Origin of the sequence: Dactylosporangium sp. McL0621 (assembly GCF_049995355.1) — a bacterium.
Taxonomy (GTDB): domain Bacteria; phylum Actinomycetota; class Actinomycetes; order Mycobacteriales; family Micromonosporaceae; genus Dactylosporangium.
The window spans coordinates 7,715,582-7,741,762 of the sequence record NZ_CP188259.1; the positions used below are offsets into that span (position 1 = coordinate 7,715,582).

Genomic DNA, 26,181 nt, shown 5'->3' on the forward strand with positions numbered 1-26,181 from the left:
GTGACCGGCGATTTCACCAGCGTGCCGCTGCGCTCGACCGACCGATGGACCGGTGCACGGCTCCAGCAGGGGCGCGTCCTGCTCGACGGCGACTGGAACCTGAATGTGAACGCCGCGCAGCGCGAGTGGCAGCGACTGGCGCAGGAGACGATCGGTCCGGCTGGCGTGCTGGCGGGAACGAGCGGGTTCCAGATCAGCTTCGATTCGTCCGGCACCCTGATGATCGGCGCCGGCGGGATGTGGGTCGGCGGGCTCTGGGCGGTCAATGCGCAGGCTCAGACGTACCTGGCGCAGGCGGACATCGCGGCTCTCCCGGCGACCGGGCACGCTCTGCTCTACCTCGACGCGTTCGTGCAGGAGGTGCAACCGGCTGAGGACCCGGCCGACCTGGTGGATCCGGCGATGGACGGCGTCGACACCTCGGCCCGCACCCGGGTGGCCTGGCGGGTGCGCGCGGTGCCGACTGATGCGTCGAGTTGCGGTGGCGCCGTGACCGATCTGCCCTCCCTGGGGCTGAGCACCGGCACGCTGAACGTGGTTGCCACCACGATCCCGGTCTCCCCGGACCCGTGCGCTCCACCGGACGATCCTCGTGGTGCGCTGCCCGACGGGCTGCTGCGGGTCGAGGTGCTCGACTCGGGCAACGAGAGCACGGCTCGGTTCGCCTGGTCCTATGAGAACGGCTCCGCGGCGGTGACGGCTACCATCGCCGGTTCGGTGGCCACCTTGAGTCCATCTTCCGCAACGAGTTTCGCGACCAGTGAACGGGTCGAGGTGAGCACGCTCAATCGCCGTGCGGATCGGGTCGACCACGGCCCGCTCCTCACGGTCGATCTGGTCGCCTCCGGTGCGGCCGGTCAGGTCATCACGTTGAGTGGCCCGGCGCCGGTGTCGGGGACGCCGGATGGGCTCTGCCTGCGCCGCTGGGACGGCCAAACCGTTGGTGCGGCAGGGCAGGTAGCGGCCACCTTGGGCGGGAACGATGTCGGCGTTGCCTTTTCGTGCTCCGCCGGCCAGTTTCTGGCCGGTGACTGGTGGGCGGCCCGCGTGCGCGGGAGCAGCACCGAGGCCCTGCAACCGCTGACCGGCGCTGCGCCAGACGGAACCCCGCACTACACCACCGCACTGGCGGTGGTTGATCTCGACGCCGCCACGGTGCTCACCGATTGCCGGACACCGTTCGTTGCGCTGACCCAGATCAAGCCGGGCACCTGCACGGTCACCGCGCTGCCGGGAGACGACCTGCAGGCCGCAGCCGACCGCCTTCCGGCCTCCGGCGGCGAACTGTGCCTGGGTGCAGGCGTTTACGTGGTCGATGAGCCGGTGACGATCAATAGCAAGCAGCGCATCGTGGTCACCGGAATCGGCCCGGCCACCGTGGTCAGAGCAGCCGCGCGCGAAAGCGTGTTCCAGTTCATCAACTGCTCCGACGTCACCGTGCGCGACCTGCGGGCCGAATCCGGGACCGCCCCGGACGCAGCGAAGCAGGCCCACATCCTGGGAGCGCTGAGCTTCTTCGGCTGTACCGGCGTCAGTGTGATCGAGTGCGAGGTGTCATGCCCGGACCGGACGGTCAGCGAGCAGTCCGGGGTGTACGTCGCGCCGTCCACCGCCGCGCAGGGCGTCACCGGTCAACTGCCGAGCCGCACACGGGTACTCAACTCAAAACTGGAGATCGGTGACCAGCAGAGCGGCGTCGTGGTGATCTCCAGCGACGAGACCACCATCGAAGGCAACGAGATCCGGCTGGCCGCCGCGCCGTCCAAGCCGAGTGTCCCCCTGCCGACCGGGCCCACCCCGGTGGTGAACAAGCCGCCGCTCCACGTGGCAACCGAACTGGCCACCTTCGTGGGATCGCACGTGGTGGCGGAGACAGACACCGCCCCGACCGGGCACACGGTCAAGCTGCCCGGTGGCGCGACCATGAAGATTCGTGGTGCCAGCCAGTTACAGCAACTGGCAGACCATTTCGGCCGCGTCACCACCGTAGGCTCGTTGACCAAGAGCACGCCCCGGCAGCAGCTGCAGCGCTTCACCCGCCGGGCCCTGCTATCGCCGGAGACGCTTCAGTTGTCGCCGTCCAACACCAAGTTCCTGCTCGGCGTGACCACCAGTTCGCGAACCATGGCTCAGGGCATCGTGATCGGCGGCGAACGGGCGGACCTGGTGCGCGTGGCCGGCAACCTGGTCGCGGGTGCAATCCAGGGGATTCATATCGGGCTCAGCGGCGCCGGCGGCAAGACGGTGAACGCGGGCGAGATCGTGATCCGCGACAATGTGGTGGCCAGCGCCGTCCCGTTCTTCTGGGGCCGCGCCCGGCACGCGTACTACATCGGCAGCGCGCAACGAGTTTCGCTGCACGACAACAGCGCCTCGCTGACCCGGATCGGCGCTGCGCTGGCCCTACTGGCAGCCATCCGGCCGACGCCGGTCGAGGCGGTGCGGATCCACGGCCGGACCGGACCCTGGCTGAGCGTGCGCGGGATGGACCTGACCGGGCCCTTCGCCGCCGGCGTCGTGATCACCGACCTGAGCCCGCAGACCAGCGCGGCCAAACTCCAGTACGTCAGCGACGTCCTCAACGCCTCCGGCACCGGCCCGGCCCTCACCCCGCAATCCATCCCCCACGACCGCTGCGTCCCCTAGAACAAGCGCCGACTTCTCGCGCCGACCTGTCGCGCCGCCATGAGATCGACACTCGCAATGGATCAGTGGTCGAGCATCCATCAGGGGCCAAGCGATTGACGAGTCCCAGGAGCGAACGGACCAGACACCGACGACACCAAACGCGCCCGCCCGGCCCGAAGCCAGCCAGCCCCAAACACGTATAGGCGATTCACAGCCACGACTGCGCGACCCGGCGATGCCTCACGAAGAAGCGCCGGAAACACCATTTGGTGAGACAGCCCCTGGGCCTTGCAGGCGCGATCTCATTGAATGAGTCGACGGGGAGAGCATCTCATCGGGGTCTTGCTCAATGTGAAGGGCAATCACGGCTGCGACCTCACTTCGCCGTACCAGGTCTGGGACGTGTCGTCGAAGCCATAGCCACGTCGAGGATGGCCTGGGGTTTCATGAACCGCAGACGGTGTTCGGATCGGGACTCGAGGAGTTCGCCGGCGTCCCGAGCGACGCAGCCTGCCGCGAACGCGCGGCGGGCCACGTCGGTGTAGCCGTCGGATGAGGATCCGATCTCGGCCTCGACCAATGAAGGTGCTACGTCGAAACTTGTGACGTGGGCGAAAACGATCGCGTAAGCCAGTCCGGGCGACGGGCAGCGATCTCTGGGCGTGCTCCCGCGGTCAACTGGGTGCCAAGGAATACGGCGATCGGCCGCTGCTCGACGGTGCATACCGAGAACTCATCACCGGGTGCCCGTGGCCGATCGTCGAGAGTGAATCCCCCAGCAGTCAGATGGCCCCATCTGCCATCGACAGCGACATCGACGAAGTGATTCAAAGCGGGCAGCGCATGACCTACTTCCTGAACACCGGTCGCACAATGCCGGATTCGTGCGGAGGTACTTCCACGCTCTTGAAGCCGCGGTCCTCCAATTGGCGCCCTATCCAGGTGTTCCTGGCGGCGTCGGCCTCGCTTATGCCACTGTACCTGTTCACGTTCTCCACGAACTCATTGTAGTTGTCCCCGAACTTGATGTCGACGGGATCCCAGACTCCCTCGAATTCCCTGATGTTGTCCGGGCCGAAGTGATCAAAGACGTCGTCCAACATTTTGCTGCCACCACGGCGATACGGACCACTTGCCTTGACTGTGACCGTCAGGCGGCCATTCTCGAGTTGCGCCTTGATGAAGTTGCCGCGCTTCATGCCCCACCAGTATTGGGTCTTTGTCGCCACGCGCGGTCGGGCGGGCAGTCGGACGTTCGGCAGTTTGATCATGCCTTTCGCGGCGGTCGCTGGCCGACCATTGACACTGCCGCTCTCAGCGGCCTCGATCTCGCCTGCCACGGCTGTCGCTGGCCGACCATTGCGGCTGCCGCGCTGGAGAAGCAAGGCCTCGTCCTCGAGAAGCAGCGCCTCCTCCTCGCCAAGGGCCATCGCACTCAACCCGTATTCCGCCTCGAGCCACGCCTTTATTTCAACGGCGGCCTGGCGCAGGTCAGCGGTGGCCCGGACCGTAGCATGAGTAAGCTCCTCGAGACTCAAGCTCTTTCCTGAACGCTCCGCGGTCAGAAGCACTTCATACGCATCCGGGACCAATTGGAGCGCGAGGTCGCCCATCTTGTCGTCATAGAATGCCTGCGCGAAATCGGGCCCCATGGCGGCGGGGTCACCGTCGTGGAACCGCAATATGTTCTCGGCGTATCGGCCCGCGTCTGCCTCTAAGGCGTTGCGCGCGATGGCAATTCGCCGCGCTTTTCCTTCGTTGTGCCGATCATTCCAGTTGCGGCGGTAGATTTCGATCATTTGGTCTGGGCTGAGGCCGTGACCCGGCTTGCTCGCGGCGCCGGTGAAGACCGTGTGGTCGCGCTCCCACCGGACGTCGATCTCCTGACCTGAGAGCCGGGGAAGTTCGGCCTTGACCTCCTCAAGTCTCGCCTGCCGTGTCGACGTGTAGAACGCCAGCTCTGCTTCGTACTTTTGGTGAGCTGTCAACGTTGGCGCCTGTGGGCTTGAACCGGGGGCCGGTGCCGGGGGTGATGTTGCGGGGGGCTCCTTCGCAGAGGCTCGTGCATGGAGGATCGCTACGATTTTGGTTCGGCTCGCTGTTGAGAGCCGCGCGAACCGGGTACCGATCTTGGTCCTGGGGTCCACCAGTCGGTCGTGCATGGCAGCAGCCTGGGTGGAATCCAGGGTTTCCGCGGCCGAGACCAACGCGGCGACCCGCTCCCTGGCGTTGGCGGTGGTGGCTGGAGATTCCAGGATCATCTCCATGCCGCTTGGTCCGGAGAAGGGAAACCTGAACCAGGAGCCGGGGCTTCGCGCCACATGAACATGGGGAGCAGGCGTCAAGCTAATTTGAGCGCCGGCCAGGGCACGCTCGGCCCCGCATTTCGCGGTGTCCTCTGTCGGTGCGTCCGTTCGCTCCAGCGGAACCGTGCTCGGAATCGGCCTTCCGTGTTGCTGGGCGACGTGGGCTAGTTCGTGCACAAGTACCCGGTCGCTGCTGCCGCGACCGAGCACGATGTGGTGCCCGACGGTGTAGGCGTTGGCGCCGAGGGCAGCGGCCGATGCGGCCGCCTCACGATCACGGTGCAGGCGAACTGGGCCAAGCCAAGGCCCCAGGCTCGATTCGAAACGTGCGCGTGTCGCGTTGGGCAGTGGCTCGCCCGGCGACCTGAGCACGCGATGCACAAAGGATGGGGCTTCCATCTCCTCACTGCGCACCGAGGCGGGAACGGCATGTTGCATCGAACGCGGCGCGTTGTCTGTTGGCCTTTGATCTTGCGCGAATGTCTGCATTCTGCACCTCCCGTGGCATCGGGCTGCCGATGATCCTATCGCCGCTGACTCAGGATCAGAGGATGCGTGTGTGCCGAGGGCACACCCAGGTCTTGGACAGTGCCTTCGCGGTGGCCGCGGTCATTCCGGCTTGTCTGACCCTGGAGTTACTACGACGACATCCGCGGCCAGCGCCGTTCCGCGGGCACGTTCGCCACCCGCAAGGTCGCCGATAAGGCCTGGCAGAAGGCCGAGACCAAGGTCGCCGAGGGCCGCGCCGGAGACCCCGCCCGCCGACGACAGGCCTTCCCGCACGACGTCGAGCACGAGTGGCTGCCCCACCACGTGATGGAAGCGTCCACCCGTGAGGGCTACACCTACTCGATCTACGCCCACCTCATGGAAACGTTCGGCCCGATTGTCGGCGACGGCTGAACCTGAAGACCGACCCCGGGGATTCGAACCGGCGCCCCGGGCTGGCCGCGTGACCGCCTGGCTCCACTGGCCGACCGCTGCAACCAGGTTGTGAGCTGCACATGGCGCAGCAAGCGGGGCAGCAGTGACCGCACAGGTGAGGAGTATGCCGCCGATGGCCGTTCAGAGTTCATAACGATCAATATCTAGTGGCAGGACATCAGCCAAGATCAGTGGCGTGGGTATTTGGTGCATCTCGGACCTTCGACACTGGTCTTGGTGAATGTTTACCAAGATCGACGAACTTTGTAGCATCCAAGGCGACCCGAGCGGGTGATGACCCGGTCGGGTTTCGGCATGTGCGGACCGCACTCAGGCGGCGACGATGACCCGCGTGCCGCGCAACGTTCCGGTCCCGGCCGAGCAGATGATCGCCGCGCTCATCCCCGCATCGCTCCGCCGCGCCCGCCCGCCACGGCCACCGCTGCCCCAGCTGCCAACACCTCGCACCGGGCCTGACCTGGCCGAGGCGCACCTGGACGTGGGCCGGCTCGACCCGTCCGGCCGGATCTCGGCCCGCGCGCTGCTGCACCTACTGGGCTGGCCACCCGGGCACCGGGTCACGTTCGACATCACGGCTAGCGTCATCACGGCGACCTCCGACCCGGCCGGACGGCACACCATCGGCGCCACCGGTCTCCTCGCCACGTCGGCGCCGATTCGGCAGCTGTGCAACCTCGCCGTCGGCGACCTGGTCGTCCTGCTCGCCGACCCCGCTCATGACCTGCTGCTGGTGCACCCGGCCCGGACCGTCGTACGGCTGCTGGCCGACCGGCGCGTCGCAGGCGATGGCGGCTGACCGGGAGCGGCTCGACGCCGCCTGGACAGCCCTGGCCGAGCTCGGCGTCACCCTCGCCGACCTGCAGCACGACGCCCGACCGGCACTGCCGACGTTCACCGACTACCTCCCGCAGGTCCTCGCCGCAACCGGCCCCGGCGCGCTGCGCGCCTACCGCAGCTACTGGCAACGCATGACCACAGCCTGGGGCGACCTCGCCATCGACACCATCACCGCGAGCGACATCCAGGCGCTCCAGCGACGCGTCGTCGACAGCGCCCGAGCCCGGCGCAACAGCCGCGGCGGCCGCCACGCCGGCGAACTACTCATCGCCGCCGCCCGCGCCTTCTACAACGTCGCCATCGCCGACGGCCTCATGGACGCCGCAGACAGCCCAGCCCACCGCGTCCGTAAGCCCCGGCGGCTGCCCAGCACCCGACGGGCACTGACACCCGCCGAACTGACCGACATCAACCTCGTCGCCCACACTACCGGCAACGACACCGTCCTCGACGCGCTCCTGCTACGCCTGCACACCGAAACTGCCTGCCGCCGCGCCGGTGCCCTCGGCTTACGGCTGCAGGACCTGGATGCCGACCGCGGGCTGCTGCAGCTGCGGGAGAAAGGCGGCACGGTCCGCTGGCAACCGATCAGCCTCGATCTCGCCACGAGCCTCACCCAGCATGCCGCCGCCCGCGGCGCGGTCCTGCCCGCCGATGCCCTGCTGCGATACCGCAACGGCCGTGCCCTGACCGGCCGCCGCTACGACGAGCTCTGGCGCCGCATCGGCCGGCACCTGCCCTGGGTCGCCGCCCAGGGCATCACGGCCCACTGGCTTCGGCACACCACCCTGACCTGGGTCGAACGGCACTTCGGCTACGGCACCGCCCGCGCCTACGCCGGCCACACCGACACCACCGGACCGGCCACCACCACCTACATCCGCGCCGACCTGCAGGCCGTCGCCGCCGCCCTCACCGCGATGACCGGGCAGCCACATCCGCTCGCTCAGCCTATCGATGGCCGTCAGGTGCTCTAGCGTTCACTTCAACACGTCCGCGCTGCGCCGTTGCGGAGCTGGTTGACGGCAATTCTATGGTGACCGGCTCCTGTCGTAGGCCGCTGTGGTGCTGCTCGTCGCTGCCGCGGTGGTGCACACCGCCGGCGAGCTGTGGCACGCCGCCGACGGGTTCGAGCTTGTCGTCCGCGCTCGCACTGGACTGGGCCACTGGCCTGTACCTGGGCGTCTTCGGCCTCGGCGCCGGGATCGCCGAGGCGGGCGGGCCGGGGCTGCTGATCTGGCTGTGCATCACGTGGGGCCAGCCCGGCTGGTACGTCGTCGGAACGCTGTTCCTGATCACGGCCTCGTCAAGCCCGCTGCCGTCCGGCTCGCCCACCCCAAGAGGGTCACTGCGGCCGAACCCGTCATGGCCGTTTGATAAGCGACAGGCACAACGCCCCAAGAGCGTGGTTTCAACGAGGCTGGTTCTCGCTACGGTAGACAAGATCGGTCACGTAACGCTCAACGGGCGCCGCACCCGAACCGGAAAGGGCACGATGCGCTTCCTTGACCGCAACACGACGCCGGACGACACGCCCATCCGGTGGCTGCAGACGCACCTGGCTGACGCCGTCGAGCTGCGAGCATTCGTCGGGTTCTTCGATCGGGCCGGCGGCGGACTGGTCGAACAGGAGCTGGCTGCCGTGCTCAATCGTGGCGGACGTGTCGATGTGGTCGTCAACCGCAACCAGGATGGCCTTCCACGCTATCCCGATGCTGTCTGGCTGCTGAACCTGCTCGCCCCGCACGGTGATCGCGCGAGCATGCGTCTGGTCGTCGACGGTGCGGAGCTGAACTCCAAGGTCTATCTCGCTCGCGATGCGGACGGTGTACGGCACGCGTTGGTCGGCTCTGCGAACTTCACCGCTGCAGGCCTCACCCGCAACTTCGAGTCGTGCCTCGCGCTTGATCCTGACGACGCCGCGTTGCTGGACGCCGTGGAGGCCGCCACCGACGCGTGGCTGAAGCATCCTGCCGCGGCACTGGTGGATCTGGGCACCGCTCACCTGATGCGCCTTGAGGGTGGAAACCAGCCGGGCAACTCCGAGGTCCTGGCGGCGGCGTTCACGCCATGGCTGAACCAGTTGGAGGCAATGGCAGGCGCCCTACCTGCCGTCGATGATGACGCTGAGGTTCCCGCCCCGGTTCCGAAGCACCCTTGCATCCCCAGCGGCTTCTCCGATCTGGACCGGCTTCTCGACGGTGGCTGGCGTGTCGGCAACCTCGTTGTCGTCGCCGGTCGAGCCAGCATCGGTAAGTCCATCCTGGGACTCGACTTCAGCCGCGCAGCGGCCGTCAAACACAACATTCCGACACTGATCATGAGTTTCGCAACGAGCAAGACGGATCTGCTCAACCGCGTCATGGCAGCCGAGGCCCGGGTCCCCACAACTGTGCTGCGAACAGCCAATCTGAGCGACGCTGACTGGACAAAGCTTGCCCGCCGCATGGGGGAAGTCAGTGAAGCTCCGCTGATCATCAACGATGCCTGTACCCCTACCCTCACGAACGTCAGCCGCGAGATCCGCCGTGCCGCTGTTGAGCTTGCTGTAGAGCTGGTCGTCATTGATCCGGTGCAGGTGCTGACGGCAGGACAACCCGCGGCTCAGCGATTCCACGAGTTGGCGGAGATCTCGCGCCATCTGAAGTTGCTCGCCATGGAACTGGGTATCGTGATCGTGGCCCTGTGCCAGGTCGACGCGCCAACTGCCGGACGGGGACCGGTTCAGCACGAGCTGCGCGGACCGTACGCGTCGTTGGAGCACGACGCGGATGTCGTGATCTTCCTGCATCGTGACGACTTCTACGACCGCGAGTCACCACGGGCGGGAGAGGCCGACATCATCGTCACCAAGCAACGCGAAGGACCCAGGGACATTATCACCGTTGCCGCGCAGCTCCACCTCGGCCGCTTTGTCGACATGGCTATCTGATTCGGCCCGGCAGACGCGGATGTTCAGGCCGAAGCTGGTCCGTTTGGTGCGCACCTCCTCGCCGGCGACGAGCAGCACGTCGTCGACCTCGCCGGCCGACAGCTGTCACGGCGCACCTGGGATTCCGGTCGTGCGGTCACCAGGGCCGCACCAGCACGGTGCCGCCGCGCCAGTCGGTGATCTCGACGGTGGCGGTGTGCGGGCGGCCGGGGATGGCAGTGAGGTCCCAGCTCGGGGTGATGCGGAATTGGCCGGTGACCTCGACGTCACCGGTGGAGTCGTCGAGGCCGTCGCCGTCTCGGGTGGAGCGGACGGCGGGGACACTGTAGACGCCCTCGAAGGTGCCCTCGAAGCTGACGTATGCGCCGTCGTCGTCGCGGCCGAAGTCGACGTCGTCGGCGACCACCCGCAGCCATTGGCACTCGCCGACCTCGACGGCGATCGGCTCCTCGATTTCGTCCTCGACATCGCCTGCGAGCATGTCGGCGGCCCGGTGGCTGATCTGTCTGGTGAGGTCGGCGGTGGCGTCCTCGAGGGTCTCGGGCAGGGTGGTTCCGATGAGGTCTTCGAGCACGGCGACGGCGGCGCGGCCACGGGCGTTGAGCACGAGGTCGACGGTGACGCCGTCGAAGCCCAAGTCGAGTTCTACAACACGAGCCACCTCGAAGTCGGCCTTGGTCTCGTCGTGCAGCGCGAGCTTCTGCACAATGGCGGGCGCGTGATGCTCGAACGCCGCTGCGGCGGCCGGGTCGGTCAGATCGGCCGCCGCGGCGACGCGCAGATTCCGGCCGATCTTGCTGATCGTCGCGTAGCGCTCGACCGCGGCAATCACCCGGGGCTCAAGCCGCTCGGCCCGGGTGAGCCGGATGACCAGCATCAGGTCCGGCAGGATCTGGTCGCCCTTGTCGCCGTTGCACGAGCCGCAGATCGGGGCGAGATTGGCTGGCTGGTCGACATCGAAACCGACCGGTCGGCCGAGCCGGTGGAGAAGCTCCGCCAACTTGGTCCGGGGCAGGGACCGCGGGATGAGATGGTCAATCTCGATGTCCTCGAACAGCTTAGGGCGTTTGCATACGTGGCAGCGGCCCCGCCACGCCTGATGCAACACGTCGCGCAGCACAGCATCGTCGACCCCGTCGTAGCGCACGCTAGCGGTCTGCGTCGTCGGAACGTGCGCCTTTCGTCGCAAGCTACCCATGCCACGGCCCCATGATTGAGTCTGCAGCGGGCTGCCCGTCATAGACAGTAGCGAGTTGATGGCGGCGGGCACCCGCGAGGCACTGCTGGCCAACGGAGGCATCAACTGACCCGGGAAGGGCTCGATCGGCGCTATGTGGGCTGGTCGAGTTGCGCATAGATTCCCTCGCCGCCGCCATTTGACAATCCGCTCCGCCTTCACTCGAAACGCGCTCGCGGGCGCGGCCGACGCGCTGGCCGCCGTCCGGGTCGGTGCGTTCGTACGCGTGCAGCACCGGCTCAAGGCCCGGGTCGGCGGCTGCGCGGCCACGTACCGGTCCCACGAGTCGTGATCGGTCAGGCGCCGGCCGGTCCTCGGCGCGGACAACGTGCCTCAGAACGGCTAGCGCAGCAGCACCGCTCCCGGTCATCCTGCAGTGCCCTCACACGCCTGGGCACTTACAGGGTCAAGTTCTCGATCCACCTCGGGACGCCTCCTGTACTGGTCGACGAAGGGTGGGTACTGAGCCAAGAGCCATATTGACGTGCCCGTTGTGCAAGCCGAACTGGAGACAGCGGCCGACCGCGCTGAACGTCTGGGCGGACCGGTCGCCGGTCGCTACTCAGGGCAGGCGCTGCCGAAGTTCCGGGTGCGCGGCCAGGTCGAACGGTACCGACTTGATCGGCTGAATGCGCATCGCTGAACTGGTCTCAACCGGCTGGCCGCCCCCGTCGGAGCTCCTCAATCTTCAGCAACGTCTCGGCGCGTTGGGTCTCCCCACCGGGAGGCGGGACGGGTAGCCACGCGATGCCCTGCTGCCGGCAAAGTGCCTCAGCAAGCACCTCAGCTTGCCTCGTGCCGAGCTTCCGCCTCTGTTGCCCCGGCTCAATGATCCAGTAAATGGCACTGCGGTTCTCGTAGTCCCACTCCCAGGTGAGCAGGCCGAGTCCCTGCAGCTGGTCAAGGATGTCTCCTAGGTGCTCCTGCCGAGCGATGTGGTACGGGGGCCTAGCCATGGAATCTCCTTCCAAAACGGCCCCACGGCCGCGACCTCGGTCAGGCCAACGCTCCACCCGCTCCGGTTCTTGCTCATGATCATCAGAGACAGGGCACATCGACTGCAGCCTGTACCACCAGTGCCAACGCTGCCCAACCGAGACCATTGGACGGCTACTCTGCCCGCTCCGTCAACGCCGCAGGTCCCGAACCGGGCTCCGCCGAGGATCCATCTCCCGGGATCGGATTTGATCGCCCTGATCAGAGCCTCGGGATCGATCTGACGCCCCTGCGCGATTGCCTGGTCAACGGCGCCGGGGCGGTCACCGAAACCATGCACCAACCGAGTCGCGACCATGGAGGGAACGACGCTACGTCGACCCAGAGCTGGGAGACGATTAACTTGTCGGCAAGAGCGCCGCGATCGGGCCGGTCGAGGGCTTCGCCCGCCATACGTCCGCATCGCCGACGAGGGATGACGGCGGTTCCCATACCGCACCGCATCCCCGCGACGACCACACGGCGAGCCCTGCTCTGGCCTGGCCATTGCGACCAGCCAGGCCTGGGCCGCGATCAATGCTCGAGCGTCCAGGTGATGATCGCGCGGACGGCGCCGGAGATGGCGCCGCCGATGGCGGCGAGAGCGAACCTCTCTCGCCAAGTGGGGTTAGTGGGCTTGTTAGACATCGTGGCTCCCGGTGATTCGTCGGGTTGGGGAGCCGGCCGGTCTCCCGTGTTGACGTTCTTGAGGAAAGCGCCTGGTCAGGAGGTTCGGCACGGGGTACGAACGAAGCCGAAGAGCGCTGCAGGCTACCGGCCCTACGACCCGGGCGGTCGCGCTGAAATCGGGTGGGCTCTACGGTGGTTCGGCAGTGTTCGGTGGGACTGCCGAACAACCGGGAGGACGCCTGCATGGTCGATGAGCACGTTCCCAACGCCGAGGCCGTCCGCCAATTCGACCTGGACTCGGCACAGTCCCTCGCCGACTTCGCCCAAGCTTGCGACCGGCTACGCGCTCGCCGCTCCTACGCTGAACTCGCCAAAGCGGTCAGGCCGCGGCCGCTACCGCAAGCCACCCTCAGCGACCTGATCAACGCCAAGACGACCCCGACCCGCGACACGCTCATCACCTTCCTGACCGCATGTGGGCTCAGCACCGAAGCAGCACAGCGGCCTTGGATAACTGCGTGGGAACGGGTCAGCACCGCCCACCAGCCACACCCGACCGGCGCGGTTCGGGTCCGGCAAGCTCGACCTCGATTGCTTGGCGTACACGCCACGATCAAGGCACCCGGCAGTACCGGCGAGATGCCGCCATACGTCCCACGCGACCTTGACGCCGAGTTGCATGCAGCCATCCAGGCCGCCGCAGCGGATGGTGGGTTCGTACTCCTCTTGGGCGGTTCATCAGTTGGCAAGACGAGAGCGCTGTACGAGGCGATCCACGCCGAGTTGCCGGAGTGGTGGCTGCTCCACCCCGCCGATAGTCCGGCGATCACAGTGCACGCCGAGACGCCCACACCACGCACGGTGGTCTGGCTCGATGAGCTGCAGCGTTACCTCAATCACGCCCAAGGTCCACTAGCGGCATCCGTGCAACGGCTCATAGCCGTAGGGACGGTGGTGGTCGCGACCCTCTGGCCAGATGAGTACGCGGTTCGCACCATCCGATCTGAGGCTGGGGCACCCGACCCATACGCTGACGACCGCCACCTGCTTCGGCTGGCCCAGGTTGTGCTGGTACCCGAAACCTTTAGCAGCGCTGAGCGGCAACGCGGCGAGACCCTAGCTGTCAACGACGAGCGCCTGCGCATCGCGTTGTTTGCCCGGGATGCAGGAGTAACTCAGGTTCTCGCCGGCGGCCCAGAGCTTGTGCAGCGCTGGGAACTGGCTCCCGGGCAGCACTGTTACGGCAGGGCGGTCATTACCGCAGCACTCGACGCCGGCCGTGTCGGCGCCCACCACATCATCACAGCCGACTTTCTGCGCGCGGCCGCCCCTGCCTACCTCACGCCCAAGCAGCGGGCGACGGCGCCCCCGGACTGGCTCCGCCGCGCCCTTGCGTACGCCACCACCACAGTCCATGGCGCCACGGCCTGCTTGAATCCGATCCCCGCAGCCATGGGCGAAGTCGCCGGCTACGCGACCGCTGACTACCTCCATCAACATGCGCTACGGTCACGGCGATGCGTGCATCTACCACCGCACACGTGGGACGCACTCGTCGCCCACCACCACCCACATGATCGGATGCGCCTCGCGCTGAACGCCGAGCGGCGCGGAGCCGACGCCGCCGCGATCGCCCTCTACCGGCAAGTGATCGAGCATGGCGATGAAGACGAGCAGGATAACGCCATGTACCAGCTTGTCCGTGTTCTCGGACGCCAAGGTCGCATCGAGGAACTCCGCGAGTTGGCTGACGGTGGCAGCCCACTCGCCATAGACCAACTCGCCGATCTTTTCGTGCAGCAGGGCCGCGCGGAGGACGCTATCGCGATCTTGAGCGAGCATCTTGACAGCTGCTACGGCGTCTACGGCCCTGCTGATCTCGTCGTGGAAAGTCGGCTCGGCAGGCTCCTCGCCGACCTGGGCCGCGTCGACGAACTACGCGCCCAGGCATCCGTCGGCTACACGTTCGCCGCCACAAGCCTCTACGACCTACTCGCCGCCCGCGGTAACTTCGAGGAACTTCGACAACGGGCGAGCGATGACAACGAGGCCGCGATCTGGCTTAACAGCCTGCTGCTGCGCTACGGCCACATCGACGAGCTACGCGCTCGAGCCAACGCAGGCGACCAGTTTGCCCTTGGACAGCTGGTCGAGCATCTGGCAGGGAACGGCAGTTTCGATGAAGCACTAGCGGCGCTTCGGAGGCACGGAGGCCCAGGAGCGACGGTCATCAGCGAAAATGTTGAGGCGATGAAGCTCGCGGCCGAGGGAAACATGGAGGAACTCGAACGCCGCGCCGCCGCAGGTAATGAAGTCGCCGCGACCGGAGCCGCGATGCTGACTGTCGACCGCATGATTGGCACAGGCGATTTGGCAGCTGCCGTACGGTTAGTCCGAGAACGAGCAAGGCACGGCGGCGACGAACTAGTGAGCGAACATCTCGTCGGTGTTCTCATCGAACGCGACCACCTTGATCAGGTTCGGTCGCTTGCCGACGGCGGCCATCGCTACGCCGCGGATCGTCTGACAAACCTCCTAGCCAGCCAGGCTCGCATTGCCGAGCTCCAAGACGAGGTCGCAGCCGGCACGCCGTATGCCGCTGAACGATTGTCTGCGCTAACCGAGCGACCGCGGGGCTAGCCCGTCGCGGCGCACCGTTCGAGTCGCGCCCGGGCCCGCGCCCGCTCCGCGATGCGCGGCCAGGCCGAATCGCGCTGCCGAAGGTCCTTGCCCGCGGCGAGCATGGCTGGCAGGCCTTATGGCTGCACCTGCACCTCACCGGCCGCCCAGCCTTCAACCGCGTACGGGGGAACGTCCCACCGCATGCAGGCCTTCCTGCAGCGGCAGTACTTCCCCGTCTCCTACCTCATCGGGCGCCTGCGCGACCGCACCGCGGTACGTTCGTGGGGCGGTTCCGTCCCCACCGCGGTACGTTCGTGGGACGGTTCGATCCCCGGCGAGCCCGTCACGTTTGTCGGCCTCGAGACCCGACGGCCTGCCGGAGGGCTCAGACAGCTACCCCCTGGACCGGCTCACGGAGCTGATCCCCGCATAGACGGGCAACGGCCGCCCAGGCCAGCCGGGGAAGCTCCGCTCGAACCGAACCCTCTCAACACCGCCCCGGCGCGCCCGGCCGAACCGGAGCCACTCGGCGCCTCGATCGTCGGCCGTACCGACGGCGATCGCCAGGCGCTGGGGCCGGGCGGCGATCTGAGACGATGCGTGCATGCTGCCGAAGACGCTCGCCGAGCCGGGCCGGTACCGCATCGAGTCGACTTGGCCCCTCGCCGACGAGGTGCGCAAACGGCTGCTGCATGATGGCGGGCCCAGCGTCGAGGTCCGGCCCGTTGCAGAACTGTTGGGTGTGTACCACCGGCAGCCTGTGCGGCCGCAAGACCTACTCCTGTCGCTCGGAAAGACCACGAGCGCGCTGCCCGGTCTCGGGAACGCCGGAGCGGCCGGCTTGGCCGGACTGACGGCCCTGCGGACCGCGAGCCGTTGGGCGATCGTGCGCTACCTCTGGGCATTCTCCGACCAGCGGCCCGAGCTTTGCCTTTCGGCACTGACCGATCAGGTGCGACAGCACCAGCGATCGTTGCTGTCGGAGCACTTCGGTATCGCGCTTGCGACCGACGTCGTCGAGCAGTCAATCCTCCGGCGACCGGCGTCGGTCGTCGATGCCGACGCTGTCTCGTACGACCGGTTCCTGGCCAGGGCGATGCGGGACCTTCAGGCGCATAAGCCCGACTACTTCTGGTACCGCCACGAGCACGGGCAGCTGTCTGAGGTCATGGTGGTCGAGGCGAAGGGCACGAGCTCCGGCCGGTCCCACGCGATCAAACAGCTCGCCCGCGGCGTGGCGCAGGTGCTGGTTCCGACCAACATCGCGGGCGTTTCGATGCGCAGAATCGTGGTCGGGGCGCGGTTCATCGGCGGCAAGATCCACGCCCATGCCATCGAGGTCGGCGAGTCCGACGCGGACGCGCGCCGCGAAGCGGTTGACGTCATCCGCAGGCAAGAGCGCCAGCCAGTGCCGGCCGCGTATCGGCAGGAAAATGAGGATCTGTTGACATTCGTCGCGCCTGTGGACTCGGCGGTCGCCGCTGCGGAGCTCGACATCGAGGACCAGGCTCGTCTTTACGCCTTCGCTGGGCGGCCGGCGGTGCGCGACATGCTCCGGACGTCGCCCCAGCTGATCCAGGGACAGGTTGACGACCTTGAGCTGGTCTATGCCGACGATACGACCTTCCGATGTGAAAGTACCCGCATCGCGTTCGGCGGGCAGACCGTGCACGTGCGGACGGGTGTCGCGGAAGAGCTCCTCGTACCGCCCGCGAGCGCTCCGGCGCAGGGCTTCGTCCGGCGTCGGGCGAGCTACCAGGAGCGGCGGGGCGCGAGCGGCAACCGGCTCGTGCAGGGTGAGGCGAGCGGGCGGCCGGTGCAGGTGCTGACGTCGCTCGATGGGTGCATGCTGTCCGTCGAGGTGGAGTGAGTGACCGGCTCGGGCGGTGAGTGGTTACGGCCGGCGGGCGGCGGCGCAGAAGGCGCGTGGGGGGTGACGCCGACGTGGGGTTCGAGGTGGCGGTGCACGTGAGCCTGGTCGCGGAACCCGGCCTCGGCGGCCCCGGTGGCGCGGCGGTGGCCGGACAACAGCAGGTGGCCGGCCAGTTCGGTGCGGCGGCTCAGCAGGTAGCGGTGAAGGCGCGGACTATGTGGCCCGGTTGGCTGCCCAGGCGGGCGCCTGCAGACTGGACGGTCACGGCGGCGGTGATGTCGGCGTCGAGGAGGTCGCGCAGGTCGTGCGCGAGGTCGAAGCAGATGGCGTCGGCGCCGGCGATGAGCAGGGTCCACGCGTCATGGACGTGCACCGGGGCTCTGTCAGCGTCGAACTGCTGGTCCTCCGAGGAATGCAGCCGAGCCCACGTGTGCGCCGATTGGTCCGGATAGCGGGAGTACAGCTCGTTGATCACCCGCCGGCCTGTCGCTGCTGCCGGGCGGCTGACGTCGGTGAACCAGTCGACAGTGGGCTCCGCCGCCGACAAGCCGCGCTCCGACGGACCTTCGGTTCGTCGAACACCTGCAGCTTCACCGTCCGGCCTCACCATCCGCCGACGCCTCCTGTTTGAGGCCTTCCACGTATGCGTCGATGCACAGTTGCAGCAGCAGGAGACGGCCCGGTGTCACCTCGTCCGGGTCGACGTCGCCGAACTGCTCGAACGAGCCGAGGTCGATCTCCATCCGGGTCCAGAACCGCAGGATCTCCCGCAGAATCTCCACGGCGTCGGTGAACAGCTGCATGTCCGGCTCGAACGCCGGGTCGACGATGTACTTGCCCAACTCATGGGTCAGGTCGTGCCGGTGGGCGTAGATCGCGTCGAGCCGGTCGGCCTGCTGTGCGGTGATGGCTCCGCCGTGCACCAGCCACAGCAGCGAGGCGCGCATCTTGCGCTTCTTCGGGTCCAGGGCCAGCACGGCGGCCTCGTAGCCGGCGTCGTCGTAGGTCATGCCGGCCTCGTTGAAACCGTTGCAGTAGAACGACCGGACCTCATCGATCACTGCCTCTTTGATCAGCTCGTGGGTGATCTGGTAGACGCCGGCGAACGCGAGCGTCGCGCGGATGCGCCAAGGCTGCAGCTTCGCCTCCAGCAACGCCGCGTACGTATCCCGATCGAAGTCCGCTTGCATGCGCCCAGTGTCAGCGACGCCACGCACCCGGCACGACCAGATTTCACGATCGAGTGATCGACACGTGATTGCGTCTCAGGCCGCTGTCGCCGCAAACCGCGATACCCACGCCAGTACGGCACTCGAGGGTGCAGCCGATGCCGTCGTGCAGTCGGATACCGGCGAGGGCAACGTTGTCGTGCAGGAGGATGAAGTCGAGGCAGCCGGCTTCGGCGCGGACCACTTACCGACGCCAGCGGCGATGGAGCTGCAGGACGTCCAGGAGCTGTCGACGTCTTCGAACACCGGATGTCGGCATACCAGGCTGACGTCACTGGCACCCTGGCATTCGACGACGGCTCCTAATCCGAACAAGCCTCGGCTTCCCCCGCCGTCGCCCTCCGTGAGTGGCGTAGGGCCGCGCCTCCAGCCAGCAGTCCAGCGGAGCCGCGCCAACCAACCGACCCGCCGGGTTGCACTCAAGTCACTCCATGTACAACAGGCCATGAAGATCACAACTGGACAACGCACTTCAATGTGACAAGAAATGCCTGGTCGACCGACCCATACGGAGATCATCTACAAGTACCGCCATTATCACTTTCCGTATCCGGGCTTGGTCGTCTAGGCTTTCCGATCAGTTCGGCGGGATCTTCGGCCGGACGACGCCGGGACGGCGAGCTCCTCGGATAGGAGCAACCCCTTCGATCCGCCACGGCCGTTTCCCCTTGCGGGTTGGCGCCAGCCTGCCCGCGGAACGAGGAAGTGATCGATGACCGTTGGCGGGTCACGCTGGTACCGCGTGGACTTCCACCTGCACACGCCGGGTGTATCAAGCTTCGCCGGACTGGCGGGGGTGGACTACGACAACCCTGCCGATCAACGACGCTTCGCCGAGCAGTACGCGCAGCGGCTGCACGACGCCTGCATCGAGCTGGCGGCGATCACCGACTACAACGGGATCCGCCAGCCCTGGTTCGACCTGATCAAGGAGTCGGCAGCGCAGCACGGCATCGTGGTGCTACCCGGAGCCGAACTCAACTTGAACGTTGGCCGCAACGGCGTCCACATCCTCGCGGTGTTTCCGGCCGGCACGGATCCGCAGGAAATCAACGAGTGCCTGCGGGGCCTGAGCCGCGAGCACGGCAAGCCACTGTGGAACGGCCGTGACCATTCGGAGATTGACCTCGGCATCCCGGTCGGTGACGCGATGCGGCGCCTGCGGGAGCGGTTCGGGTGCCTGCTGTTCGCAGCACATGCCGAAGACCGCAAGGGCATCGTCGAGGCGATGGGACCGAAGCCGGCGGCCGAGCTGATCGCCGAGGTCCAGTTCGACGGCGTGGATCACGCCTCGGGCGTGCTGGGCAAGCTGCGCAGCACCGGCGTCGCATTCAGGTGGGATCAGCTCGCGATGGTCGAGTTCAGCGACCCCCGCCGACTGGCCGACGTCGGCGGCAAGACGCTGGGCGACGGAGGCCCACGCGGAACCTGGCTCAAGCTTTCCGCCACAGACCTCGACGCGATGCGCCTGGCCCTCCATGATCCGCAGACACGGGTCCGAACCACCATGCCGTCCCCTCCCCGGAACGGGCGGATCGTCTCGGCCCACATCGAGGGACGCGGCTTCCTCGGCACCCTCGAGCTGACCCTGGACCCCCACCTCAACACGCTCATCGGCGGCCGCGGCACCGGAAAGTCCGCGGTCCTCGAAACCATCCGCTACGCCCTCGACATCGCCCCGTTCTGCGACGCAAAGGACCGGCAGCGGCTGGTCGACCACGCCCTCGGCGGCGGCGGCTCCGTCCGGCTGCGTATCGAACGGCACACCGAGTCCGGCAAGCCGAAGCAGTACGAGGTGCGGCGGGCGCTCGGCGAGCCACCGCACGTGATCGACCTCGACACCGGCGCCGAGATCAACATCGCACCGGAGGACACCTTCGGTCCCAACCAGACGCCGATCGTCCTACTGCAGGGCGAGATCGACACGATCAGCAAGAGCCCGGAGTTCCGTCGGAAACTGCTCGACCAGCTCATCGGCGACGACCTGGACCGCGCCGAAGCAAAGGTCACCGAGGTCCGCCGCAACCTCTCCCTGAACAGCGCTGAGCTGCGCAAGCACCGCATCGAACAGGGCCGCCGTCCGGACATCGAGCAGCGCGTCGACGCACTGGCGCACGAACTGCAGGTCTACGAAGACAACGGCGTGCTGCAGAAGCTCGCCACCCATCGGCGCCACGGCTCGATCGGCCGCCACCTCGGCTCCGCCGGCGAGAAGACGGGCTCCGTCGACTGGTGGTCCGGCTCCCTCACTCAGGCCGAGGCAGATCTCGTCGAGCTCGCCGATCAGCTTGTGGAGACCGACGACAATCTGACGCAGCGGGCGGCGACAGTGCTGACCACCGCCGCCGAGGCGATCCGCGGAATCACTGCACAGGTCGCCGACGTCGCCCAAGCCGCTCATGACGAGATCAGGGCTCTGCGCGACACCCATGCAGCGCAGGTCGAGGCGTTGACGGCCGAGCTCAACGAGGTCAAGCAGCTGCTGCACGCCGACAACTTCGATGCGGACGCGACCCTGCGCATCACCGCCGAGCTCGACCAGTGCAAGGACGAGCTCGAGAAGCTGACGCGCAAGCTGCCCAAGATCGAGGAGCTGACGCTGGCCCGCAAAGGGATCCTCGACGACCTCGCCAAGGCCCGCGAGAGTCAGAGCCGGGTTCGCCAGGACGCGGCCGACCTCATCAGCACCCGGCTGTCTCAGCGGCTAGAGGTGGTCGTGGAGCCGCTCGGCGACCGCGAGCAGTTCGCTGCAGACCTTCGAGCGCTGCTCGCCGGCTCAGGGGCCCAAGGGCCGGCGATCGCCGGCGTCGCTTCCCTCGAAGGTGTCGACGGGCCGGCGATCGTCGCAACGGTCGAACGGGGAGCCGACGCCATCGCGGCTCGGTTCGGCCTGACGACGGCACAAGCCGGCAAGATCCACAGCTGGCTTACCGACCCCGAAGCCGACCGACTCGCGGAACTCGAAGCGATGGCACCTCGCGACCGCGTCGTCGTGCGCCTGCACACCAAGCAGGGCAGCCGCGACCTGGACCAACTGTCCACGGGACAACGCGCCACCGCCATCCTGCTGCTGATCTTCGCCGTCGACGGCAAGCCGATGCTGCTCGACCAGCCGGAGGACGACCTCGACAACAGCTTCATCTACGAGGACGTCGTCGCCGTCATCCGCAAGCAGAAGGCCCTCACGCCGGACGGGCACGACCGCCAGATCATCGCCGCCACGCACAACCCGAACATCCCGATGCTGGGCGACGCCGAACTCGTCGCCGTCCTCGACGCAACCAACGCCGGCATGGTCGTCACCAGCCACGGTTCCATCGACGATCTGACTATTCGTACTCACATCCGTCAGGTCCTCGAAGGCGGCGAAGAAGCATTCATGCGACGCTTCCACAAATACGGCGGCATGCGACCAGAACTGCCGACACCCCGCCGAGGCGAATAGCACCAGCGCACCGCGCTGCGATTTCACACCGCACCGAACGAATCGCCAAACGAGTGGGCACTAGGCTAAGCGGAAGAGAGGCAGCCAAGCCTGTAAACCGCCGCCCGGACGCTGACTGCATCCGTGGCATCGCACAGCCATCCGGAGCCACGCCAACGGGATCGTCCCTGGTCCCGTCGGTGCGGCCACCTCCAAGCAGCCCACTCACGGCGCGGAGGGCGGTTGCGGAGGGTGCCGTTTGAGCTATTCGGAGCGCGACCGGCGTGACGGGTTAGCCACTTGAAGAAGCAGTCTTTCGTCGATAGGCTCAACACATGAATCCCCGCTTCGGGCAGGGATGCTATGGGTGGGGGTTAATGTCCCCCCTTCAACACCGATGCGATTCGCCGGCCGTTCGCCGAGTAGTCGGCCGACAAACCGCGCCGGTCGTCGCGAGTTGACGCATTTGCAGCGCGCAGCGCATTGCGGCTGACGTGTCCCACACGGCAGGTCAGGAACACTGGCCGACTGCTCAGCCACGGCGCATCCAGATCTTACCGCGAGATGCTGCGTGCGCGGCTCCTCGTACATGTAGGCGCTGACGCCATGACTCGGCTCCGAACCTTGGGGTATCGCGTTCTACCGTGCAAGATGTACATGTGTCGATCAGTATCGGGCGTCTTGGCGGTGCGCCGGGACGGCCTGACCTGCCGCGGGCATCAACTTCCCAGCCAGTCCACTCGGGACTGGGCTCGCCGTCGTGCGGGCCCATGGTGCAGAACTGTGCACAAGTTGCCACACACCTCGACTGCGTCCAGACCTCGGATGTCGTCGCTGCCCTCCGATACGGCGCGGTGGACCGCGCTGCCGAGCAGGTCTGCCGGTCTGGTTTCGGGGGCAGCGGGGCAGGATGAGGTCAGCGGCTGGAAGAGTGCTCCGCGTCGCCGGGGCCGCGACCATATTGTTGGTGACCCTCGCGGCGCTCCCGACGGTGTTGGTCGTCGTGCAGTCGGCGGTGGTCTGGGACTGGCGGGCGGTCGTGTCACAGCCGATGTCGGAGCTGGGCGCGGTCGCCGCCGTGGTGGCTCTCGGCTGGGTCGTGTGGCTGGCCCTGGTCTGGCAGGTGGTGCGGGACACGGTCGCGGCGGTGCGCGGCCGACGCCGCCCCTCGGCGTGGCTGCCGGTCCCCCTGCACACGGCGATCACCGCCATGGCCAGCGGTATCCTGCTGGCCCTGGATACGGCCCGCGCCGGCAGCGCCGGTCCAGCGCTCGCCGGACCGCTGCCGGGTCCGGTCAACGTGGACACGGGCCGGGCTCCGTCGCCGGGCGCCGCCGTGCCCGCCCGGACGGTCCGGGCAGACGCCGGCGTGCACCTGCCAGGTGGTTGGCTGCCGCTGCCGGTTGTTGCGGCCGTTGCCGCTGCGGTGGCGTTGGCTTGGGCGCAGGCACGTCGCCGGTACCCGCCGCGGCCGCCTGCCGGTTGGGACCGCAACGACCCGGATCTTCCGCCGCTGTCGGCGCCGGTCCGGCAGGTGTTGCGCGCGGCTCAGATGCTGCCGGACGAGGCACCGTATGGACACCGCGATACACCGGAGCGCGTCGGGTCAGCGCCGCTCGGCACCGTCGCCGCACCGGATGCCGCTGCCGAGACGGGCGATGACGCTGGGTCGCCACGGCCATTGGACCTGCTGGAAACGCTGCCGCACGGGGAGCTCCGCCTGATCGGCCCGGGCCGGCACGATGCGGCCCGGGGCATGCTGGTCGCGTTCAGCGCCATGCCGGAGCGAGCGCCCCGGATCGTGCTGACCGCCGCGTTCGTCAGTACCGTCCTCGGTATGGCGGAGCCCGCGGCCGGTGTGCTCGGCACGCCAGGGGCTGCCCGCCGCTCGGACGCCCAGGGCGGATTCGGCACCGTGGTGTTCGCCGCCGACGTCGAGCCCGGCGAGCAGGCCGCTGCGCTCGGCGGCACGGCCGACGGATCAGCCGTCGGTGCAGGCGAGACGGTGGACTGCACGATTCGCGTCGCGGCCGCACAGGGTGTGGGGGTGTGCTGGCATGTCGGTGCCGACGGAACGGTGCGTCCCGTCGCCGGTGCTGGCCCGGCGGACGACCGGTTGCCAATCCTGGATCAACGCACCGCCCTGGACATCCTGCGCGCCATCAGCGTGCAGCCCTCCCCCGGGCACCTGGACCAGCCCGAAGCTGACACGCCGCCCGCGCCCGCGACCACTGATCCGGATCGCCCGACCGGATGGCCCGACGGACCGCCCGATCACGCGGGCGCAGCCCGGCGGCTCCTCGTCCGTGTCTTCGGCGGGGTGACGGTCCTGCAGTCGCACCCGGACGGGTCCTACAGCCCGGTCCCGGTCCGGCGCTCCGCCGGCCAGCAGATCCTTGTCCTGCTGGCCCTGCACCGCGACGGGCTCACCGACGACGAGCTTAAAGAGGCACTCTGGCCTGACGTGCTCAGCAGCGCCGCGCAACGCCGTTACCTGACCACCTTGTCGGAGCTGCGCCGCGCGCTGCACAACGCCGCCGGCCGACCGGTGCTCCGGCATGACGACCTGCCCGGCACGCATGCTGACGCTGCGTCGCGGCGGCAGCGGCTGGACCCGGCCGCCGTCCAGGTGGACCTGTGGCGGTTGCAGGGCCTCATCGACGCTGCCGCGTCAGCCGCGGACCGGGACTATCGGCGCCTGCTGCTCACCTCCGCCACTGATGTGGCCGGCGGTGAGCTCGCCGCCGGTTGGTGGTACGAGTGGCTGCTCGCCGACCGGGAACGGGTGGTCCGGCACCTGCTGGACGTGCACACGTCCCTCGCCGACGACGAACCCGACGACCGGGCGGCGCTGCGGCTGCTCCGCCAGGCGCTGCGGCTGGCGCCGACCAACGAGCACGTGCACCGGCAGGTGCTGCAGCGCCACGCGGCCGCTGGGGACGACGACGGGCTGCGCCGCGCCGCGGCCACCCTCACCGAGCACCTGACCGCGCACAACCTGCAGCCCGAGGCGGAGACCGTTGCGCTGCTCACCACCGTGCTGGCCCGCCCGGCACGGGAATCCGCCAGGCAGCCGGCCACCCTACGCAGGCCGGTCATCCCGGAGCAGCGCGAGGGTTGAATACGCCGTCACGTCTGCTCCCGGCCCGCCCTCCGATCGCTGGCCCGCAGGCACCGCATCTGGCACCAGGTCGGCCGTTGCTGGACGGTCCAGCGCAGCAACGCCCGGAAACAACACACGTCAACGCTGCGATACGGTCGGCGTCGTCAGCCCGGCTGCCAGGCCAATGCGCCAGCGGTGCCGGTGATGCGGCCGGTCACCACTATCGGTTCGGTGGCCTCGACGTCGGTCCAGGTGCGCGGCTCGACCAGATGCTCGGTCCAGCGGTAGCGGATGACAACACGTCCGGGGGCTGTGGTGGTGACGCTGATACTGCCGTCGGTTCCGGCTATGACCTGCAGCTGCGGGTACTGCTGCACGGTCCAGGTCGGATTGTCGGTGATGGTGTATCTGGTGTCGTGTGCGAACGGGCAGGTGTGGACGCGCGGGCGGGCGGTGCCGGCCTCCGGCCGGAAGTCGTGCTGGGCGGCGCAGTCGTCGATCCGGGAGTCAATCAGCGTGACGACGTCGTCGTGGACAGCGGCCAGGACGTCCGTCGGCAGGGCAACCGTGGCGGACTGACCGGGCGCGGCGACGGTCGCGGTTTCGGTCGCGGCGATCAGCGGGGTTTCGGCTCGGCTGATCGTGTAGCGGCCGGGAGGGACCTTGATGGTGAGCGGCCCGGTCAGCTCCGCGGGCAGCAGCTTCACGGCAGCGACGGTCACCCGGGTCGGTGACGGGCCCGGGATGGTCAGCGTGGTGAACGGCCGTTTCCTCAACAGCCAGTAGCCGCCGAACAGTCGTCCCGGGCTGTACTCGGCGGTGACCTGGTCGTGGACCCGTTGCCCGGCAACATTGTAGGAGACGTCGACCGTCGCCGACCGGTCCTTGCCGTCGGCCTGGTCGGTCACGGCGTCGATGGTGACCTGCTGCGGCGGCTCATAGCCGCTGCTCAGGGCGCCAGGCCCGCAGATCGGGTTCTTGGCGCACAGCGTCCCGGTCGCCCAGTCGCTGATGTCGCGGGCGGCGAGACGATCGAAGAGCCGCTGCACCAGCTCCCGCGGGTCGGCGCCGGACGGACCACGGATGGCCTGCCAGCCGACGGCGGTCAGCGCGAGCACCATGACCGCCGCGACCGCCTGCAGGGCACGGCGCCGCCCGGCCGGCGACAGCCTGCCGCGCCGGCCCTGTGTCGTAGAGCTGCGGCCCGGCAGCTGCGGGACGCTGATCCGGCGCCCGATCGGGACGCGCGGCGCTGCAGCGGAGCTGAACGGCACCACGACATGCGGCTGCGTGAAGGTCCCGGACCGGTGCCCGGCCGCCTCGGGCAGCACCGGACGGCCGCCGCTGGTACCAGGACCGTCGGTCATGGTTTGGCCCCTTCGATCTCGCCCGCCGGTGAAACGCCGCACGGAAGGGCACCCCGCCCGCCCGCCTGCGCAG

At 67.9% G+C, this 26,181-nt stretch carries 17 protein-coding genes; 10 read left to right on the forward strand and 7 right to left on the reverse strand.

Annotated elements, in window-relative coordinates; genetic code table 11:
- The gene (locus tag ACPPVO_RS36415) at window positions 1–2,646 is read left to right on the forward strand and encodes a DUF6519 domain-containing protein (RefSeq protein ID WP_426503080.1); all 2,646 of its coding nucleotides are present in this window, start codon (window positions 1–3) and stop codon (window positions 2,644–2,646) included.
- An 830-nt stretch (window positions 2,647–3,476) separates the two neighbouring features.
- Here the strand turns inward: ACPPVO_RS36415 and ACPPVO_RS36420 are convergent.
- Entirely contained in the window at window positions 3,477–5,423 is a 1,947-nt protein-coding gene (locus ACPPVO_RS36420) for a DUF4157 domain-containing protein (protein ID WP_426503081.1), read from the reverse strand.
- A gap of 120 nt (window positions 5,424–5,543) precedes the next feature.
- Window positions 5,544–5,729, reverse strand: coding sequence for a hypothetical protein (locus tag ACPPVO_RS36425; RefSeq protein WP_426503082.1), 186 nt, complete (start codon window positions 5,727–5,729; stop codon window positions 5,544–5,546).
- Window positions 5,730–6,210: 481 nt separating this feature from the next.
- On the opposite strand from ACPPVO_RS36425, the gene ACPPVO_RS36430 reads away from it, so the two are divergent.
- The 3 genes from ACPPVO_RS36430 (at window position 6,211) to ACPPVO_RS36440 (ending at window position 9,648) form a co-directional block, all read left to right on the forward strand.
- Window positions 6,211–6,675 carry a hypothetical protein gene (locus ACPPVO_RS36430; protein ID WP_426503083.1) on the forward strand — a complete coding sequence of 155 codons (465 nt, stop codon included), beginning with the start codon at window positions 6,211–6,213 and terminating at the stop codon, window positions 6,673–6,675.
- Window positions 6,665–7,693, forward strand: a complete 1,029-nt coding sequence (locus tag ACPPVO_RS36435; RefSeq protein WP_426503084.1) for a tyrosine-type recombinase/integrase — start codon at window positions 6,665–6,667, stop codon at window positions 7,691–7,693. The genes ACPPVO_RS36430 and ACPPVO_RS36435 overlap by 11 nt, the downstream gene beginning before the upstream one ends.
- 158 nt (window positions 7,694–7,851) lie before the next feature.
- Window positions 7,852–9,648: a DnaB-like helicase C-terminal domain-containing protein gene (locus tag ACPPVO_RS36440; protein ID WP_426503085.1), complete on the forward strand. Its 1,797-nt coding sequence runs from the start codon at window positions 7,852–7,854 to the stop codon at window positions 9,646–9,648.
- A 136-nt stretch (window positions 9,649–9,784) separates the two neighbouring features.
- Here ACPPVO_RS36440 and ACPPVO_RS36445 read toward each other — a convergent pair whose 3' ends face one another.
- Complete coding sequence (locus ACPPVO_RS36445; protein WP_426503086.1) at window positions 9,785–10,795, reverse strand: HNH endonuclease; 1,011 nt, start codon at window positions 10,793–10,795, stop codon at window positions 9,785–9,787.
- Window positions 10,796–11,024: 229 nt separating this feature from the next.
- On the opposite strand from ACPPVO_RS36445, the gene ACPPVO_RS36450 reads away from it, so the two are divergent.
- The 4 genes from ACPPVO_RS36450 to ACPPVO_RS36465 all read left to right on the forward strand — a co-directional run bounded on the left by ACPPVO_RS36450 (window position 11,025) and on the right by ACPPVO_RS36465 (window position 16,982).
- Window positions 11,025–11,177, forward strand: a complete 153-nt coding sequence (locus tag ACPPVO_RS36450; protein WP_426503087.1) for a hypothetical protein — start codon at window positions 11,025–11,027, stop codon at window positions 11,175–11,177.
- 201 nt (window positions 11,178–11,378) lie between these two features.
- Window positions 11,379–11,528, forward strand: a complete 150-nt coding sequence (locus ACPPVO_RS36455; RefSeq protein ID WP_426503088.1) for a hypothetical protein — start codon at window positions 11,379–11,381, stop codon at window positions 11,526–11,528.
- A gap of 1,205 nt (window positions 11,529–12,733) precedes the next feature.
- On the forward strand, window positions 12,734–15,130 hold the full coding sequence (locus tag ACPPVO_RS36460) for a tetratricopeptide repeat protein (protein ID WP_426503089.1): 2,397 nt from the start codon (window positions 12,734–12,736) through the stop codon (window positions 15,128–15,130).
- A 586-nt stretch (window positions 15,131–15,716) separates the two neighbouring features.
- Window positions 15,717–16,982, forward strand: coding sequence for a hypothetical protein (locus ACPPVO_RS36465; RefSeq protein ID WP_426503090.1), 1,266 nt, complete (start codon window positions 15,717–15,719; stop codon window positions 16,980–16,982).
- 190 nt (window positions 16,983–17,172) lie between these two features.
- Here the strand turns inward: ACPPVO_RS36465 and ACPPVO_RS36470 are convergent, their stop codons facing one another.
- The 3 genes from ACPPVO_RS36470 to ACPPVO_RS36480 are packed head-to-tail and all read right to left on the reverse strand — an operon-like array spanning window position 17,173 to window position 18,398.
- Window positions 17,173–17,532, reverse strand: a complete 360-nt coding sequence (locus ACPPVO_RS36470; RefSeq protein WP_426503091.1) for a hypothetical protein — start codon at window positions 17,530–17,532, stop codon at window positions 17,173–17,175.
- 43 nt (window positions 17,533–17,575) lie between these two features.
- Window positions 17,576–18,175, reverse strand: a complete 600-nt coding sequence (locus ACPPVO_RS36475; protein WP_426503092.1) for a hypothetical protein — start codon at window positions 18,173–18,175, stop codon at window positions 17,576–17,578.
- A gap of 43 nt (window positions 18,176–18,218) precedes the next feature.
- Window positions 18,219–18,398, reverse strand: a complete 180-nt coding sequence (locus ACPPVO_RS36480; protein WP_426503093.1) for a hypothetical protein — start codon at window positions 18,396–18,398, stop codon at window positions 18,219–18,221.
- A gap of 528 nt (window positions 18,399–18,926) precedes the next feature.
- Here ACPPVO_RS36480 and ACPPVO_RS36485 point away from each other — a divergent pair.
- Entirely contained in the window at window positions 18,927–21,659 is a 2,733-nt protein-coding gene (locus ACPPVO_RS36485) for a TrlF family AAA-like ATPase (protein ID WP_426503094.1), read from the forward strand.
- Between the two features lie 946 nt (window positions 21,660–22,605).
- Window positions 22,606–24,759: an AfsR/SARP family transcriptional regulator gene (locus ACPPVO_RS36490; protein WP_426503095.1), complete on the forward strand. Its 2,154-nt coding sequence runs from the start codon at window positions 22,606–22,608 to the stop codon at window positions 24,757–24,759.
- A 146-nt stretch (window positions 24,760–24,905) separates the two neighbouring features.
- Here the strand turns inward: ACPPVO_RS36490 and ACPPVO_RS36495 are convergent, their stop codons facing one another.
- Window positions 24,906–26,108 carry a hypothetical protein gene (locus tag ACPPVO_RS36495; RefSeq protein ID WP_426503096.1) on the reverse strand — a complete coding sequence of 401 codons (1,203 nt, stop codon included), beginning with the start codon at window positions 26,106–26,108 and terminating at the stop codon, window positions 24,906–24,908.
- Window positions 26,109–26,181: the final 73 nt, after the last annotated feature.

Bases quoted from the DNA above. Each gene is read 5' to 3' on its own strand.
- ACPPVO_RS36435 (WP_426503084.1), top strand. From the start codon at position 6,665: ATGGCGGCTGACCGGGAGCGGCTCGACGCCGCCTGGACAGCCCTGGCC.
- ACPPVO_RS36465 (WP_426503090.1), top strand. From the start codon at position 15,717: ATGCTGCCGAAGACGCTCGCCGAGCCGGGCCGGTACCGCATCGAGTCG.
- ACPPVO_RS36485 (WP_426503094.1), top strand. From the start codon at position 18,927: ATGACCGTTGGCGGGTCACGCTGGTACCGCGTGGACTTCCACCTGCAC.
- ACPPVO_RS36475 (WP_426503092.1), bottom strand. From the start codon at position 18,175: ATGCAAGCGGACTTCGATCGGGATACGTACGCGGCGTTGCTGGAGGCG.
- ACPPVO_RS36420 (WP_426503081.1), bottom strand. From the start codon at position 5,423: ATGCAGACATTCGCGCAAGATCAAAGGCCAACAGACAACGCGCCGCGT.
- ACPPVO_RS36495 (WP_426503096.1), bottom strand. From the start codon at position 26,108: ATGACCGACGGTCCTGGTACCAGCGGCGGCCGTCCGGTGCTGCCCGAG.
- ACPPVO_RS36460 (WP_426503089.1), top strand. From the start codon at position 12,734: ATGGTCGATGAGCACGTTCCCAACGCCGAGGCCGTCCGCCAATTCGAC.